This window comes from Brachyspira hampsonii (assembly GCF_002214805.1).
In the GTDB taxonomy this organism is placed as follows: domain Bacteria; phylum Spirochaetota; class Brachyspiria; order Brachyspirales; family Brachyspiraceae; genus Brachyspira; species Brachyspira hampsonii.
On record NZ_CP019914.1, the window covers coordinates 2,726,172 to 2,742,165 of the forward strand.

Consider the following 15,994-nt stretch of genomic DNA (forward strand, 5'->3'; position numbering starts at 1 on the left):
TCATGAACTCCTTTCTTCTGTATTGGCATTTTCTGAAGAATCATTATCTTCTAAAAGAATGGAATGTCTTGTTGTGTATTTATCACCTGAAACAGTACATTGTTTAGCTTTATGATTTTTTATATTAAAAACTACAGGAGCTACTAAATTAGCACTCATAGATTTAAAATCACTATTTGGAATGCTGACAATAGTAAGCAGGTATAAATCTTCATTATTTTCTATACCTAAATATTTTATATCATCATCATGCACATCAGGTTCATAATTTTTAAATATTAAAAACGGATCTATAAGTATAAAACATACATTTTTATTGTCTTTAGACTGAAGAATTTTAAAAGTTCCTTCCTCATCCATATTGACAAGATAAAATTCATCATAGTCCTCAAATGCTAATATAGTACCATTTAGATGGTATAATGAATCATCTGAAACTTCTATTTTTCCTAATATCCTAGATTCTATTTCCGGCATAAAATTATTTCCCTCTATACATTAAAAATATTTTATATTGTCAGCATTTTATTTTTTATATTATCTTAAATAGTCCATAAGAGTTCTGCCTAATAATCTTCCGGCTGTTTGAAGAGAAGCATTATGAGCATATTCCCACATATTAAAATTGATAATCTCTTCTGCATAATCTATATTTTCATTTTTAGCCAAAGCTTCTTGAATAGCAAGTTTTTGATCTTCAAAGCTAGTATAACCCATATCAAGTCTTGTTACTTTAGAAGAAGCATTAGCCTGTACTGTTAATACATTATCCAAAGAGCTGTCTATATAACCTAAAGCCTCACTGCCTATAGCTCTTACATCATCATTAAGCATAGCATCTCTTAAATATATTAAACTTTCAAATACACTTTTTCCTGTTACTAAAGCACTAGGCTCATAATTATTTTCCGGATTATTAGCAGAACCTTCTCTTACTAATCCTATATCCTGCAAAACTGTGCCTCCTGCTAAATCCTGTAAAAGTATTTTATGAGGAGAGCCTGTTTTTAATTGTATAACTTTTTCTCCGCCTTTTAAATCTCCTATGCTGGCACTTACATTTCCATTAGCATCATTTATTCTCTGTACTACAGCTTCAATATTATCGCCTTGCTTAATATTGATAACCATATCATCTATCATAATATCCTGATCTTCAGCAGCAATATAAGTTGATGCATCGGTTGTGGATATTATTTCCATATCAGTTCCCCAAAAAGCATAATTACCCGGAGTTGCTACATTAATAACTTGTCCATTTTCTATTTCTCTATTTTGGGCATTTCCATCTCCTTCATACATAACGGATTGTACTATAGAGCGTCCTGCTTTTTCATCATATCCGTAAAATGCTCTGAATGGTGCAGTTTTTATACTAGTACCTGAGAAAATAAACTCTCCCTTGCTTTGAGTTTTGGATATATCATATATTCTCTCTATCATTTCCTCAACTTCCATAGCCATTTTAGCTCTGTCATCAGCACCGTATGTACTGTTTGCACCTTGTACTGCTAAATCTCTAGCTCTGTTTAATGCTTCTGTTATTGCTGACATAGAATCATGTGCTACGCTCAATCTTTCTTTTCCGTCAACTATATTATTCTGATATCTGTCTACTGATGACATTCTTGTTCTGTAATAGATAGAGTTAATAGTTGCTGTAACATTCTGGTGAGGGTACTGTACCCTTTGACCAGTGGAAAGCCTTGTTTTGGAAGCTCCCATTTCCATTTTATTTCTTCTTATTGCACTAACTGATCCATTTAATTGGGCTTGTTCAGTAACTCTCATTTTTTATCTCCTGTTTTAATATAGAAATGATTATTATATCGCTTCTATTCTCGTAATAATCTAAAATTCTTTTATTATTTTTTCTTACTATTATTAATAAAAATTGTTTATGCATTCATAAAAAGTATAGAAAATAAATTTTATATACGCTTACAATTTTTAGCTTCCTAGCATTTAAAATTTTATTATTACTAATGATAAAAACTATACATTATTATCGGAATATAAATTATAAAAAATATTTATACACATATTAAATTTCTCTATAAAAAAATTATATTGCCGTTAATATTATGTTTATTAAACATATTTATGGGGTATTAATATTTTATGATAATTATAAAGGAAAGCATTGAAGCTGCAGAAATAAAAAATATGCTTGGAAATTTTTTTACAGATATGGTTAAGGGTGTCGTTGATATAGAAAAAAATGAATTAGCTTTGGATGCAGAACTTCATAGCGATTTAGAATCTTTACTTATAGAAAATGGTTCTTCACAACATAATTTATGGGGTATTAATATTTACCCTGAATTAGATGATGAAGATTTTATAGAGTTTGATTCTTTAATTAATATAAGACCTTCTGATAATAATAGAAGCAGATATGTAGAAGATGAAAATATTAGAAATAAAATAATAGAAATATTAAATAATTTAATCATTAAGTAATGGGTATATTTATGAGTTATATGCATAAAGATTCGGCAAATGGAAAATGGAAAACTTTAAGTCTTGCAGAACAGATGGCTAATATTGGAAGCGAAGTTTACAGAGCAATAAAATTTAAAAAGAAAAATAATTCTGAATATTCTAAAAATGCTGCATACAGAGCTTTGGAGCTTATAGATTTAACTATATTAGCTCAGTATAAAAAACATAGTATAAAAGAGTTTACAAGATTAAGAGAAGTTTTATGCGATTATTTGCTTGGAGATAATGAATATAATACAGATGAAAGTATTATGAAATATTTTGATAGTTTTGCTTATATATCGGCAAAAAGAAAAGGAAAATAAAATAACCAGAATAAAATTAAGAGTTTTTATTTTTTATAATATTTCAATTTATCATAATTTTTAATGCAGCTTCTAATTCTTTATTATACAAACAATATTATTAAAAATCGTCTTTACTCTTAATCATTCTTTAGTTTTACCTATGATAGCCTGTTGGCATATATCATTATATCTCGTATCTCTTTTTCTTTTTTCTATTATTACTATGCCGTCATAATAGTGAATAGAGTAGGTGCTGTCTGTAAAGGCATTTGGAAATAAATCATCTTCTTCTGTAGCCCAATATGCATTAAGATAATCTATTAAATTTTTTGTATATTCTATGTATGAATTAGGATTTTTATAACCGCCTCCAAAATTTGGCCAATATGAAGTATAAACATCTTCGCATAAATAAAGTCCGTCATCTTTTATATGTTCATACATCTCTTCAAAAGTTATAATTTGCTGATTCATTCTATGTCCGCCGTCATCTATTAAAATATCTAATTTTGGAATTTGACTTTTTACTTCTTTTAAAAAATATCTGTCATCTTGAGAGCCTATAAATATTTTTATATTATCCTGTTCAAATTGTTTGCATTTAGGATTTTTATCTATTGCATATATATGAACATTAGCTTCAGGGTTATTGTTTCTGAAATATTCTCTCCACATCTTTACAGCTCCGCCGCTTCCTACACCAATTTCCATCATATTGATATCTTTACCCCTATATTTTGAAAAATGTCTTTCATATATATCAAAAAAAGGAAGATGTTTAAAAATTGCCTCTCCTTTATTATTCAAAAAGTAATTATGCAAATCATATTTAGACTGATCATCATCATTATTTATGAGTATATCTCTAATAGTTTCTAACTTTCTTTTATCTTCTTCACTGTCGCTTTTTACAAGTAAAAGATTTTTATGTTTTTTCACTCTTAATTTTTTTATTTCGGACTTTTTACCTTTTTTCATCTGCTTGCCTCAAATTAATAAATACAGTTAATATTATGTTAATTCTTTATACTATAAAATTTTAAATTGTCAAGAATATAAAATGTTGTTAAAAGTGAATATAAAGTGAATATATTGAAGATTTTAAAGTTTAAAATATAAGCAATACTTTCTATTAAATTAATACTTGTTATTTTATATTTATTACATAATCGTATTTTAAATATTATTTATTGAATAATAAAATAAAATAGTTTATCATTTATTAAAGATGATATTTATTTTTTAGGTTTGAATTATGAATAATCATATTAATGAGATTATAGAACTTTCTAATTATAATCAGAATAAAGCATTTAATATTATAAAAGAACTTGATATTGAAAATGCTTTTAAAAATATTGGTGCTAGAGTTAATTTAGTAGGTTCTTTAAAAATGGGACTTTTAATGAAAAATAAAGATATTGATTTTCATGTTTATACTTCTGAATTAAATATAGAAAAAAGTTTTTATGCTATATCTAAAATAGCTTCAAATAAAAATATACGAAAAGTTACATATACAAATTCAATATATACAGATGAGCATTGTATAGAGTGGCATTTATTTTATGAATACAGTGAATATGAAATTTGGCAGATTGATATTATTCATATACTAGAAGGATCTTATTATGACGGATATTTTGAAAAAGCTGCTGATGATATAATAAATATGCTTACTGAAGAAAAAAGAAATATAATATTAAAATTAAAATATGAAACTCCTGATGATATAAAAATAATGGGTATAGAATATTATAAAGCCGTTTTACAAAATAACATTACAACATTTGAAGACTTTATCGAATGGAGAGATAAACAATTTTTTAATGGTATAATAAAGTTTTAATTATATTCTATAAATAAAAATAGTTATAATATTTAATAAAGCATATAAGCAAATATAGTTTATATATTTATTTTTTGTATAGTTTATATTTTCTATAAAATATATTATAGGTACGAATCCTAAAGTAAATGATGAATAAAAATAATGAGGTCTTCCAGCTCCTATATTGGCAAGCATATAGAATACTATAGAAGTTATTACATATACAATATAGAATAATAATAAATCTTTTAATGTATTTGTTTTTTTATCATTATCTGTTAACATCTTTTTAGTAAAGAAATGTTTATAAGCATAAATTAATGCTGTTGAAGCAAATACAAATGATAATATATAAAATATAAAATTAAAAATATATAAAGGATTATTTCCAAAATAACTGTTTATTATATCCTTTATTCCATTTACATATTTATTTCCAGGTTCATTTGTAGTGAAAAGGAATATTGAATAAATTTGAGGCGGCTGTATTATATTGACAGCATCTATTTCCGATTTTCTTCCAAATATTTTTAATATGCTTTCAAAATTATTTTGAAATTGATATATTAAATAAGGAAGATAAGTTAAAAATGATATGAATACTCCTATAGACAATGGTATTATATTTTCTTTTGTATCTTTTTTCCATCTTATTATTAAGAATACTATAAGAGATGGGATTAGAGAAAAGAAATTTGAAAAATGGCATTGTGCTGATAATGCTAATATTGGAAACAGCAAAACAGCATATATGAATTTTTTTTCATTAAATAAATATTCATAAAGTACAGGTAAAAAAATAAAAGATAGTATTAATGGATTATGGGGATTATATATATTATTTCCGGCATTTAAGAAATATACATTAACAGACATAAGCATTAAAATAATACTAAATGTGGTTAGCGAAAATCTTTTATAAAGCCAAATAAAAAATATAATACTTGCTAATATAGAAATGAGCATATTAATAAATCTTGCTCCTTCATAGGTTCTTCCGCCTATAAGATATTTTAGCATATACGATAAATAAAAATATCCTCCGGGAACTCTTGAATTCTCTTCACTATAATATGTATCTGGAGTATTTAGAAAAACACCTTCTATGGGAAATCTCTTTTCTTTTATATGTTTTTCTGTTTGATAGAATTGGTACTGCTCATCTAGTCTTGGAGGTTTTCCTATTATTGATTTATTATAGATATAAAATCTTAAAAATATTCCCATTATAATTGCTATTATTGAAAGTATTATTAATGATTTTTTATCATTTAAATTTAACATTTTTTATCCTTATAAACATTTTCTTTTTTTGATATATTAAATTTTGAAAGTATATAAACAATGCCTATTAAGAATCTTAAGAAGTACATAGATATTGAGTAAATAGGGTGGGCTAATAGTTTTTTCCATTTACCATTTTCTATATAAACAACAATATAACGATAAAACATTCCAAATTGTTTTTTTGTAGTTTTATCATGTCCCCATTTTTTGAAGTAGTTATCAAAATTTGAAGCATAGTAACTTTTTTTTACTATATATTGTTTTAGAGTATGATTTTCATGATGATATAATGGGGATTTTATTATGTCAGTTTTTCCTATTTTTTTTATTCTTCTGTCTATATCCCAATCTTCAGTACCATTTAAGTTTAGGTCAAAGCCTCCTATTTTTATAAATGCCTCTTTCCTAAAGAATCTTACAGCATCTATGACAGTAGCATCATAAAATGAACGTTCAAAACTTCTTACTCTATTAAAAAAACTTTTTCCGTAAATTTTTTCAGGTATATAAATAGCCTGTACATCCTTATCATTTTCAAAAATTTCCAAGCATTCTGTTATAACATTTTCTGATAAAGTCATATCAACATCTAAAAATCCTATTATTTCGCCGCCTGACATTTCAGCCCCATAATTTCTTTGTGCCGATCGTTCAGGACCTTTAATAAAAGTTTTAGCACCTAATGTTTCAGCTATTTCTACTGTTTTGTCAGTTGAATTATTATCTACCAATATTATTTCAGTATCTTTATAATTAGAATTTTTTACAGCATTTATACAATCAGCTATAAAATTTTCTGAGTTTTTAGTTGTGATGATTATACTTACCATTTATTTACCAATTTTTATTTATGATTGATAAATAATATATTCATAATAAAAAAATAACAATATTATTTAACTATTTTTAATTTTTAAAAGGTATAATTATAAAAATTAAGCGGAGCTATAAGCCGTATTCTGTCATTTAAGGTAAACATTTATCTTGATATTATATTGCTATAATATTCCAGCGAGCCACCTGAAACTTAGGAAAAGGGCAATCCGTTTCTGTTTGCTCTTGCCTCTCATGGGGTTTACACTGCCATTCATGTCGCCACAAATGCGGTATGCTCTTACCATGCCTTTTCACCCTTACCAAATCGGCGGTATATTTTCTGCTGCACTTTCCATAGACTTTCGTCTTCAAGCCGTTAGCTTGCATGATGCCCTTTAGAGGTACGGACTTTCCTCAGTATTAGTTACTTAAATACCGCGTTTACCCGCTCCGCATGCCGATTACTCTATTATGAAAATCATAAAATGTCAATCATAATTTTTATTTAATTAACAAATTCAATACCGCACGATAAATAATATGAAAAATATAAATAAGTTATAATTCATAATATTATTAATATTAAAAAAATTATTAACCGTGCGTTTAGTTAATTATAAATCTAATCAAAACTTGGGCGGGTATGCTTTTTTGTTTGAAGCAGTAAGGAAATAAAGATTAAAATTGAAAATAAAATAATAAAGATATAGGGTGGGGGTGTAAATAATTTCTTAATAATAAATTAATTGATTTTTTTATGCTTGTTTATTATACTCAATATATGAATACAGAAATTATTGAAAATACATTATTAACTTTAATAAATGAATTTAAAAAAGATGAAGAAGAAAAATATAATGCATTAGAAAATACTATAAAGTCTATACATAAATCATTTTTGGAGGAAGAAGAATTAAAAACGAATATATTAAATAAATTTCTTCCTCAAATAAAAATAGTAATAAAAGAAATAAAAGAAGAAATGAAAAAATATCCTCCGCAGATTTGTATATTTGATGCAGTAAATTTACAAAGATATGAAAACTATAATAGTAATTTACTTGCTAAACTCTTTGAAGTAAATATAGAGTATGAAGGTAGTCAATTAAGTTTTATAAAAGATTTTTTAATATATTTGCATAATAAATTTAATTGGAATTACGGATTAAATAGTATTGAAGAAATAAATCATTCAGATATAAGAATAAAAAGAGAAGAGTATGCAGAGAGTAGAAGAATAGATTTGTTTATATCTTATAAAAAAGAGTTTGCAATTATTATAGAAAATAAAATATATGCTAAAGAGCAGAAAAATCAATTAGAGGATTATTATAATAAGAAAAAAGATAATTATAAAAAATTATATATGATTTTTCTCAATCCTTCAGGTTATGAATCTTATACTTTATCAGAAGAATCAAAAAAAGAACTTGGAGATAATTTTCAAACATTAAAACATAGCGATATAGCTTTATGGCTTGAGAATATTTTAGAAAATGAAAAGTATTATTTTTTGCATGAGAAAAATATTTTATTTAAAGATAATGATAATAAATATATAAGAGATTATAGGCTTTTGAAATCTGCTATGATACAGACCATACATAATGCCAACATGTTAAGCAATAATACAAAGGAGCTTGATATGACAAAAGAAAAAATACAAAACTTATTAAAAGAAAATATTTTTAAAGACATACAAACAGTAGAAGAGGTTGATGAGTATATAACTATTTTTAATAATGTTACATCTTTATTAACTGAAAAAAGAAAAGAAATTGATATAAAAAATAACATAAATATATTCGGTAAATCTGAATATATAAAAAAAATTAAAGATTACCTTACATTAAAAAATATACAAAATATTGATGAGTTATCTGAAGAAAAAATTATAGAAAATGTTATAAAAAAGAGTGATTCTGTAATTTTAAATATAAAAGTTAAATATGATATTGTTGTAACATTAGAAACGCATTATAATAAGGATAAGCCTTATTATATTTCTATATGTACAGAAAAATATAAAAATGAAGTAAGAAAACTACATGATATTATAAATGATATAAATAGTACATTTAATAAATTCCAACAAGATGAACATTGGATTTATTGGGATTATATAGATACAGAAAAATATAGTCCTGAAGAAATTGCTGAAGCTATGATTAAGCTTTATAATATTTTGACAGAGAAGTTATAATTATTAAATATACACTTATTATATATTGAAATTTTTTTAATTTTGTAAAAATTAGTTTTTATGTTTTTAATATTTTCGTACTTCGTAGAACGCACAGTTCTTTTATGACGAATGTCCGCCTGCGACCGAAGGAAGTACCGTTAGGTATGGTGTTGGCAGCAACTTTGACGAAGTCTCGGAAAAAAAGTTGATAATTCTATATAAAGACATCAGTTGACAAACTTAAAAATTTTCAGTACATACTATATTTTCTATCTAATTATATCTATTAATATTTTTAATGTAGTAAGTAGTGATATAGTTACAAATATAGGTTTTATAACTTTTATTCCTTTTTTAATTGCAAACTTAGCACCAAAGTAGGTGGATATCATTATAAAAGGTATAACAAATATTCCAGCCATATAATTAACCTTTCCCTCTATTGCAAATATTATCAATGAACATAAATTGCTTGTAAAATTCAAAGCCTTGGCATTACCAGATGCAAGAAGAAAATCCATTTTATAATACATAACAAAAAACATTATTAAAAAACTTCCTGTTCCGGGACCGAATACTGCATCATAAAAACCCAAAAGAAAAGCAAAAAACATACCGACTATATAATTTTTTCTTTTTAAATTATTTTCATAAAATAGGTTATCGGTTCCAAAAGTTTTAGAAAATAAAGTATAAATACCAACTGCTAAAATAAGTATCATTATTAAAGGCTGCAATATTTTAGCATCTATTAATACTATAACCTGAACGCCTACAATAGAACCTAATATTGTCATAGGTATTAAAAATTTTATTAGTTTAGTTGTAAGTTTACCATTTTTGAAAAATGTAAAAGCAGAAACTATAGCTCCGGATGTTGAAGTGAATTTGTTTGTAGCTAATGCCGTATGCGGAGGAACTCCCGCTATTAAATATGCCGGAAGACTTATAAGTCCGCCTCCTCCAGCTGCTGCATCCACAAAACCTGCTATTGAACAGCCTATAATTACTATAATTAAATTCTCTATACTCAGCATAATAGAACACCGCTAATTTATTTTTTTTTATTGATTAAAAATATTATACCTATGTTAATTTTTTGTCAAATCATATTCGTAAATTTATTTATTATAAAATGTATTTTAAAAATTCTTATTTTTTATTATTGCTAATAAAAATTGTTAATATCTTAGTGTAAATAAAAAAATTATAACTTATGTAATTAAAAGCAGTTATTAATAATAAAAAATTCTTATTGATTTATTTTTATATGTTGTATATTATATAATTATGTAAAGTAAACATAATATAATCAGAATAATATGAAAGTATAAAGGAAGAACTTATGAATAAAGTAATACCCTTCTCACCTCCGGATATAACAGACAGTGAAATAGAAGCAGTAGTTAAAGTATTAAAATCAGGCTGGATAACTACAGGACCTGTTAATAAAGAGTTTGAGGAAGAACTTTGTAAATACATAGATGTAAAAAGAGTAAAACTATTTTCAAGTGCAACTTCCGCTATGGAATTAGCTTTAATTATGTTCGGTATTAAAGAAGGAGATGAAGTAATAGTTCCTGCATATACTTATACTTCGACTGCAAATGTAGCTGTTCATCTTGGGGCTAAAGTAGTATTTATAGATGCATCTGATAATGATTTTAATATAAACTTAGAAAAATTAGAAAAGGCTTTAACTAATAAAACTAAAGCAGTTATTGCTGTGGATATTGGAGGAAAGCCATGCGATTATGACGGCATTATAAAAATACTTGAAAGTAAAAAAGAATTATTTAATGCTTCAGAAAATAAATATCAAATAGAATTAAAAAGACCATTATTTTTACTTGATGCGGCTCATTCTATAGGTGCTGTTTACAAAGGAAAAAGAACAGGTTCTCAGGCTGATATTTCTTCTTTCTCTTTTCATGCTGTAAAAAATATTACAACGGCAGAGGGAGGGGCTTTATCTTTTAATGATATAGGCAGTATCAATGCTGATGATATATACAAAGAGCTTTCTGTATTATCACTTCATGGACAAAATAAAAGTGCTTTGGATAAAAGTAAAGGAGGTAAAGGAGCTTGGAGATATAGTATTGAATTAGCAGGATATAAAGCTAATATGAGCGATTTGCATGCGGCCGTAGGTTTATCTCAGTTTAAAAGATATGATTCTATGCTTAATAATAGAAAAAAAATAGTAAGCATATATAATGAAATTTTATCTAGCAATAAAAGAATAATACTTCCTAGTTTTAAGGATAGTTTTAGCGAGTCATCTTATCATCTATATTTGATTAGAATAAAGGATTATGAAGAAGAGGAACGTGATTTGCTTATAGATAAAATGTCCGAAATTGGAATAACTTTAAATGTTCATTATCTGCCTCTTCCTGCTCAGAAGGCTTATATTGATTTGGGGTATGATATTAATAATTATAAAAATGCTTTTAATATGTATAAAAATCAAATAACTCTTCCATTGTATAGTACTTTAAAAGAAGAGGATGCCATATATATTGCTGAGAATATTATTAAGTATTTGAATTAATATTTTTTGACATTCTTATATTGCTTTTTTATTTTTGACAAAATAGTTTGTTTTTAGTATAATAAAATCATGAAAGAGATTAACAGACTTAATGATTTATTTGTACGATATCTTATTGGTACTGAAGGTGATGAGGATATATTAGAGAATATTGTTAATGCTGTTTTAAATGATGTTGGATTTGAATCTGTGAGTAATCTTGAAATAATCAATCCTTACAATTTAGCAGAAAATGAGAATTTAAAAGAATCAATCCTTGATGTTAAAGCAAAAACTAAAGATGGTAAAAAGATACTTATTGAAGTACAGTTAGTTGGAAATAATAATTTTATAAAAAGAATATTGTATTATATTGCAAAAAATATAGCTTCTGAATTAAAAGAAAGTGATTTATATATTGGTATAAGCCAGATGATTAGCATTAGTTTTATCAACTTTAATTTAGATATAGGAAGTGAGACTGATATAAAAAGAGAGCATAAATGTTTAACATTTGCAGATGTTAATAATCCTAACCTTAGACTTAATGATTTTCAGATACATTTTATAGAGATTAAAAGATTTGCAGAAATATTAAAAAATACTAGTATAGATGAATATAATAGAAACAAACTTTTATCTTGGATTGATTTTTTTACTACTAAAGATTTAGAGAAAGATATTGACAAGTTAGTAGGAGGTAACGGTATCATGTCTAAAGTAATAGATAAATATAAAAGATTTGTAGCTGATGAAAAAGAGATGTCAGCGTATAATGAAAGATATACTTTTCTTTATGGACAGGCTGCTATGTTTCAGTATGAGAGAGCAGAAGGAAGAAGAGAAGGCATAGAAATAGGTTTTCAGCAAGGTATAGAACAAGGTATAGAACAAGAAAAATATTCACTAGCTAAAAATATGAAAAATAAAAATATGGATATTAATCTTATTAGTGAATTAAGAGGACTAAGTATAAAAGAAATAGAAAAACTATAAATTAAAATATACAATCTAATTAAAAGTTTATTTAGTTCTATTTAAAGCAAATGATTTTGATAAATAATAAAATTAGTATATAATATATAAAAATATTATATAAATAAAGTATAATAAAATAATGATGTACATTGTTATAATTTCAATATTATTAATTTTATTTTTTATTTTTATTTATCTTTATGACAATTTTAATATCGTATTGAAAAATAATAATACTAAAGAAAATATTGAAAATAAAAAAGAAATACCATTTATAATATCAGTAAAAAATTATGATGATAATTTGATGGATATAATAAATAAAACAAATATATCAGGCATAATAATCAATATAGATAATTTAGATATTGAAAGCCTTGAGAAAATAATAAAAAAAATTAAAAGAAAAGTTAAAAGAAAAATATTTATAGCAATAGATCAGGATTATAAAAATACAGGCAGTATATATTATGATAAGAAGTTTAAAGTTTTTTCTAGTTATATAGGCGAGAGAAAAAGTGAGGAATATGCATACAAAATAGCATCTGAAAGAGCATCAAAATTAAAGTCGGCAGGCGTTAATATGATTTTATCTCCAATATGCAATACTTATTGTAATGAAAAATCTCATCTTAAAGAGCATATATTTTCAGATGATAAAATACTCGCTTCCAATTTGATATATAGTACAGTAAAAGCATATAAAGATAATGGGCTTATAACAGCATTAAAATATTTTCCAAAATACTATGATGATGAATTATATATAGATGAAGATACGGAGAATATAGAAAGTATTATTGATAACAGAGAAACTTTTTTAGAGGGAATAAAAGCTGATGCGGATATTATAGTAATGTCTCATATAAAAAATAATGATAAATATAGAGATTTTCTATTTAATAATATGAAGTTTAAAGGCATTATAATGACTGATTATATAACAGATAATAAAAATATAATTAGTTATGGAATAAATGTATTTTCCTATAATTATTATAAAAATAATATAAAGAATATAAAAAATATTATACAAAATAATATAAAAGAAACGGATTTAGAATTATGTTCAAAAGTATTAAAGTTAATAAAAAGATTGTAAAGGCGGTATTGTATTTATTTTTGATAATGTTGTTTATATATTCATGCAAAACTGCTTCGAATATGATTGGAGAGCGTATATATATATCTGAATTAAAGAAAGATTATCCTGATTTATCTGATTATATAGATAAAGCTGCAAATATGGATAAAAAAGAGAGAAGGGGACTTCTTTTAATGGTAGGCATAAAAGATAAAGTTCTTTCAGAAAAAACAATTAAAACTCTTAAAGATAATCATATAATGGGAGTAATACTTTTTGATTATAATATAACAGATGAAAAACAATTAAAAAAATTAACATCAGATTTAAGAAAATATGTTAACCCAAATATGTTAATTTCTATAGATCAGGAAGGCGGAGAAGTTAATCGTATAAAATTTGATAAATTAAAAGATATATCTGCAAAAAATATAGGTGATTCAAATAGCATTGAATATGCATATAATATAGCATACAAAAAATCTAAGTTTTTACTTGATTTAGGTATTAATATGATATTAGGACCTTTATGTGATATACCTAATGATACCAATTCATATATATATAATAGAAGTTTTTCTACTAATATTGACATAGTTTCTAAAATGGTTTCAAATACGGTAAAAGCCCAAAGAGATGCTGGTATAATAAGTGTATTAAAACATTTTCCCGGACATGGAGATACAGCGGTAAATTCACATAAAGATTTTCCAAGTATTGATAAAACTACAAATGAGTTATTATCCAATGAATTTATTCCATTTAAAAGCGGCATAGAAGCAGGAGCTGAAATTATTTTAGCGGCACATATAAAGAATAAATATATAGATGATAAGTATCCTGCTAGTATGTCAAAAAAATATGCTTATATATTAGAGAAAGATTTAGGATTTAATGGTGTAGTTATTACAGATGATTTAGCTATGACAGGAAACATTGATACAGGTATAAATTTCGGTATTAATTTGATAAGCAATGTATATGAAAATGTAGAATATATGTTTAAATATATAGATGCCGATATACTTTCATGTGCGAGATTATTAAAAATAATTGATGAAAACAATATATCCCGCACATATAAATATCATTAATTTTAATTGGCTTGTTTCTTTTTTCTATTGCTGTTAGGATTTCTCTTATATGTTAGAGTTTCATCTAACCCTGATTTAACATATTCATTAATAATGTTTACAACCGTATGGTATGTAACATTATACTGTTTAGCTATATCAGTGTGAGTAAGTCCTGTGTTTTTCTTTTCATCTAATGCCAGAATGATATTTGCTCTAGAAATAAGTCTTTTTGATTTTCCTTCCTTTTTAATAAATTCTTTGATTTTTTCTTTTTCCTCTTCACTTAAGGATATCATGTGTTTAGTTGTTATACTCATTCGAACCTCCTATTAAAAGAATACATATAACTAACGTTAAGAATAAAGAGATTTTGAGAATAAAATTATAAAAATATAGTCAAAGAATAAAATATAAAAATCATTTAGATAAATTAGATTAAAAAACAAAAATAATCTAATATATTTTTATTCCAATATATATTTTATAAACCCTTGTTGTTATTGAAAGATTATCATAATATGAATAAAATATCAATATGAAAAAATAAAATTAGAATTTTGTATAACAAATCTTACATTTATAACATAATTTTAGATAAAAAGAATATAATAAATATTATTTATTGTTATATTCTAAATAATAATATTTGCTTTTCTATATTATAAAAATTATTTTCCACAGTATTTATATATTTTTCTGTATTTGTTTTTATATTATTTAAAAATACATCATCATCTATAAGAGGTATATTTATATTAATATTAAGTACAGAACCCTTAGCACATGCAAATGCTAAAATATAAGCTGAGGCAATATCTGTAATAACATTACTGTTTCCATATTTAATCACTGTTTCAAAAAACGGCATTAATTCATAACAGGACTTCAAAGCATTGAAAGGAATATCTATAGCTTTTTTGGCAGCTTCAGATATTGCAGTTTTTCTTTTTGCTTTTTCTTCTTCTGTATTTTTAGGAAGTTTCATAGCTTCCATAAAAGCATTAAAACTTTCTGCATCTTTATCAACTATCTCCATTAGACAGCATTTAATATTTCTTATATTTTCTATAGCATTATTAAAGTTATCTTGTTCCTGCTGAGATAATTCTAAAAACTTTTTTTTATTAACTGTAAGATATCCAACCATACCTGCTAATGCACAAGCTAAACTTCCTACAGCTCCCATAACACTTCCTCCTCCCGGTGCAGGAAGAGAACTGTCAACATCATTAATATAATCTGATAATTTTTTATCGATTAACTTTGACATATATAATAACTCCGAAAATATTTATATGATTATTGAAACTGATTTTAATATATCATAAAATAAATATCAATAGTAAAATATAATACTAGATTGTTATTTATTATTTTTGTGATATTATATATTAAAAAAATTAAGGATT

The 15,994-nt window shown here is 25.0% G+C and carries 16 protein-coding genes and 1 other RNA gene; 8 read left to right on the forward strand and 9 right to left on the reverse strand.

The window, feature by feature from the left end; all coding sequences use genetic code 11:
- Together fliW and BHAMNSH16_RS11990 are read right to left on the reverse strand one after the other, a co-directional pair.
- Entirely contained in the window at window positions 1-477 is a 477-nt protein-coding gene (gene fliW / locus BHAMNSH16_RS11985; protein ID WP_008727915.1) for a flagellar assembly protein FliW, read from the reverse strand.
- A 60-nt stretch (window positions 478-537) separates the two neighbouring features.
- A complete protein-coding gene (locus BHAMNSH16_RS11990; RefSeq protein WP_008727914.1) occupies window positions 538-1,791 on the reverse strand; it encodes a flagellar hook-associated protein 3 in 1,254 nt (417 codons plus the stop codon).
- A 330-nt stretch (window positions 1,792-2,121) separates the two neighbouring features.
- On the opposite strand from BHAMNSH16_RS11990, the gene BHAMNSH16_RS11995 reads away from it, so the two are divergent.
- Together BHAMNSH16_RS11995 and BHAMNSH16_RS12000 are read left to right on the forward strand one after the other, a co-directional pair.
- Window positions 2,122-2,463, forward strand: coding sequence for a DUF5674 family protein (locus tag BHAMNSH16_RS11995; protein WP_008727913.1), 342 nt, complete (start codon window positions 2,122-2,124; stop codon window positions 2,461-2,463).
- An 11-nt stretch (window positions 2,464-2,474) separates the two neighbouring features.
- On the forward strand, window positions 2,475-2,810 hold the full coding sequence (locus BHAMNSH16_RS12000; protein ID WP_039954165.1) for a hypothetical protein: 336 nt from the start codon (window positions 2,475-2,477) through the stop codon (window positions 2,808-2,810).
- A gap of 123 nt (window positions 2,811-2,933) precedes the next feature.
- Here BHAMNSH16_RS12000 and BHAMNSH16_RS12005 read toward each other — a convergent pair whose 3' ends face one another.
- Window positions 2,934-3,770, reverse strand: coding sequence for a class I SAM-dependent methyltransferase (locus BHAMNSH16_RS12005; protein WP_069731514.1), 837 nt, complete (start codon window positions 3,768-3,770; stop codon window positions 2,934-2,936).
- 277 nt (window positions 3,771-4,047) lie between these two features.
- On the opposite strand from BHAMNSH16_RS12005, the gene BHAMNSH16_RS12010 reads away from it, so the two are divergent.
- Window positions 4,048-4,641 (forward strand): hypothetical protein, encoded by a 594-nt coding sequence (locus BHAMNSH16_RS12010; protein ID WP_069731515.1) that lies wholly within the window; start codon window positions 4,048-4,050, stop codon window positions 4,639-4,641.
- On the opposite strand, the gene BHAMNSH16_RS12015 is transcribed toward BHAMNSH16_RS12010, so the two are convergent.
- From BHAMNSH16_RS12015 to rnpB, 3 genes are all read right to left on the reverse strand, one after another.
- The gene (locus BHAMNSH16_RS12015) at window positions 4,642-5,907 is read right to left on the reverse strand and encodes a glycosyltransferase family 39 protein (protein ID WP_069731516.1); all 1,266 of its coding nucleotides are present in this window, start codon (window positions 5,905-5,907) and stop codon (window positions 4,642-4,644) included.
- Entirely contained in the window at window positions 5,901-6,740 is an 840-nt protein-coding gene (locus tag BHAMNSH16_RS12020) for a glycosyltransferase family 2 protein (protein ID WP_069731517.1), read from the reverse strand. The genes BHAMNSH16_RS12015 and BHAMNSH16_RS12020 overlap by 7 nt, the downstream gene beginning before the upstream one ends.
- 102 nt (window positions 6,741-6,842) lie before the next feature.
- Window positions 6,843-7,183, reverse strand: an RNA gene (gene rnpB / locus BHAMNSH16_RS12025) — RNase P RNA component class A.
- Window positions 7,184-7,507: 324 nt separating this feature from the next.
- Between rnpB and BHAMNSH16_RS12030 the strand changes: the two genes are divergently transcribed.
- Window positions 7,508-8,929: a PD-(D/E)XK nuclease family protein gene (locus BHAMNSH16_RS12030; RefSeq protein ID WP_069731540.1), complete on the forward strand. Its 1,422-nt coding sequence runs from the start codon at window positions 7,508-7,510 to the stop codon at window positions 8,927-8,929.
- Between the two features lie 251 nt (window positions 8,930-9,180).
- Here the strand turns inward: BHAMNSH16_RS12030 and BHAMNSH16_RS12035 are convergent, their stop codons facing one another.
- The gene (locus BHAMNSH16_RS12035; protein ID WP_008731275.1) at window positions 9,181-9,948 is read right to left on the reverse strand and encodes a TSUP family transporter; all 768 of its coding nucleotides are present in this window, start codon (window positions 9,946-9,948) and stop codon (window positions 9,181-9,183) included.
- 308 nt (window positions 9,949-10,256) lie between these two features.
- Here BHAMNSH16_RS12035 and BHAMNSH16_RS12040 point away from each other — a divergent pair, with 308 nt between their 5' ends.
- The 4 genes from BHAMNSH16_RS12040 (at window position 10,257) to BHAMNSH16_RS12055 (ending at window position 14,603) form a co-directional block, all read left to right on the forward strand.
- Window positions 10,257-11,468 carry a DegT/DnrJ/EryC1/StrS family aminotransferase gene (locus tag BHAMNSH16_RS12040; RefSeq protein WP_069731518.1) on the forward strand — a complete coding sequence of 404 codons (1,212 nt, stop codon included), beginning with the start codon at window positions 10,257-10,259 and terminating at the stop codon, window positions 11,466-11,468.
- Between the two features lie 69 nt (window positions 11,469-11,537).
- Window positions 11,538-12,443 (forward strand): Rpn family recombination-promoting nuclease/putative transposase, encoded by a 906-nt coding sequence (locus BHAMNSH16_RS12045; RefSeq protein WP_008731268.1) that lies wholly within the window; start codon window positions 11,538-11,540, stop codon window positions 12,441-12,443.
- A 121-nt stretch (window positions 12,444-12,564) separates the two neighbouring features.
- Complete coding sequence (locus tag BHAMNSH16_RS12050) at window positions 12,565-13,527, forward strand: glycoside hydrolase family 3 N-terminal domain-containing protein (protein ID WP_069731519.1); 963 nt, start codon at window positions 12,565-12,567, stop codon at window positions 13,525-13,527.
- Window positions 13,491-14,603 carry a glycoside hydrolase family 3 N-terminal domain-containing protein gene (locus BHAMNSH16_RS12055; RefSeq protein ID WP_069731520.1) on the forward strand — a complete coding sequence of 371 codons (1,113 nt, stop codon included), beginning with the start codon at window positions 13,491-13,493 and terminating at the stop codon, window positions 14,601-14,603. Before BHAMNSH16_RS12050 ends, BHAMNSH16_RS12055 begins: the two co-directional genes overlap by 37 nt.
- Window positions 14,604-14,605: 2 nt before the next feature.
- Here BHAMNSH16_RS12055 and BHAMNSH16_RS12060 read toward each other — a convergent pair whose 3' ends face one another.
- Both BHAMNSH16_RS12060 and BHAMNSH16_RS12065 read right to left on the reverse strand, forming a co-directional pair.
- Complete coding sequence (locus tag BHAMNSH16_RS12060; RefSeq protein ID WP_008724686.1) at window positions 14,606-14,902, reverse strand: helix-turn-helix domain-containing protein; 297 nt, start codon at window positions 14,900-14,902, stop codon at window positions 14,606-14,608.
- 308 nt (window positions 14,903-15,210) lie between these two features.
- Entirely contained in the window at window positions 15,211-15,855 is a 645-nt protein-coding gene (locus BHAMNSH16_RS12065) for a cyclodeaminase/cyclohydrolase family protein (protein WP_008727456.1), read from the reverse strand.
- Window positions 15,856-15,994 lie beyond the last annotated feature (139 nt).

Bases quoted from the DNA above. Each gene is read 5' to 3' on its own strand.
- BHAMNSH16_RS12035 (WP_008731275.1), bottom strand. From the start codon at position 9,948: ATGCTGAGTATAGAGAATTTAATTATAGTAATTATAGGCTGTTCAATA.
- BHAMNSH16_RS12000 (WP_039954165.1), top strand. From the start codon at position 2,475: ATGAGTTATATGCATAAAGATTCGGCAAATGGAAAATGGAAAACTTTA.
- BHAMNSH16_RS12020 (WP_069731517.1), bottom strand. From the start codon at position 6,740: ATGGTAAGTATAATCATCACAACTAAAAACTCAGAAAATTTTATAGCT.
- BHAMNSH16_RS12060 (WP_008724686.1), bottom strand. From the start codon at position 14,902: ATGAGTATAACAACTAAACACATGATATCCTTAAGTGAAGAGGAAAAA.
- BHAMNSH16_RS12050 (WP_069731519.1), top strand. From the start codon at position 12,565: ATGATGTACATTGTTATAATTTCAATATTATTAATTTTATTTTTTATT.
- BHAMNSH16_RS11990 (WP_008727914.1), bottom strand. From the start codon at position 1,791: ATGAGAGTTACTGAACAAGCCCAATTAAATGGATCAGTTAGTGCAATA.
- BHAMNSH16_RS12005 (WP_069731514.1), bottom strand. From the start codon at position 3,770: ATGAAAAAAGGTAAAAAGTCCGAAATAAAAAAATTAAGAGTGAAAAAA.
- BHAMNSH16_RS12045 (WP_008731268.1), top strand. From the start codon at position 11,538: ATGAAAGAGATTAACAGACTTAATGATTTATTTGTACGATATCTTATT.
- BHAMNSH16_RS12055 (WP_069731520.1), top strand. From the start codon at position 13,491: ATGTTCAAAAGTATTAAAGTTAATAAAAAGATTGTAAAGGCGGTATTG.
- fliW (WP_008727915.1), bottom strand. From the start codon at position 477: ATGCCGGAAATAGAATCTAGGATATTAGGAAAAATAGAAGTTTCAGAT.
- BHAMNSH16_RS12030 (WP_069731540.1), top strand. From the start codon at position 7,508: ATGAATACAGAAATTATTGAAAATACATTATTAACTTTAATAAATGAA.
- BHAMNSH16_RS11995 (WP_008727913.1), top strand. From the start codon at position 2,122: ATGATAATTATAAAGGAAAGCATTGAAGCTGCAGAAATAAAAAATATG.
- BHAMNSH16_RS12040 (WP_069731518.1), top strand. From the start codon at position 10,257: ATGAATAAAGTAATACCCTTCTCACCTCCGGATATAACAGACAGTGAA.
- BHAMNSH16_RS12065 (WP_008727456.1), bottom strand. From the start codon at position 15,855: ATGTCAAAGTTAATCGATAAAAAATTATCAGATTATATTAATGATGTT.
- BHAMNSH16_RS12010 (WP_069731515.1), top strand. From the start codon at position 4,048: ATGAATAATCATATTAATGAGATTATAGAACTTTCTAATTATAATCAG.
- BHAMNSH16_RS12015 (WP_069731516.1), bottom strand. From the start codon at position 5,907: ATGTTAAATTTAAATGATAAAAAATCATTAATAATACTTTCAATAATA.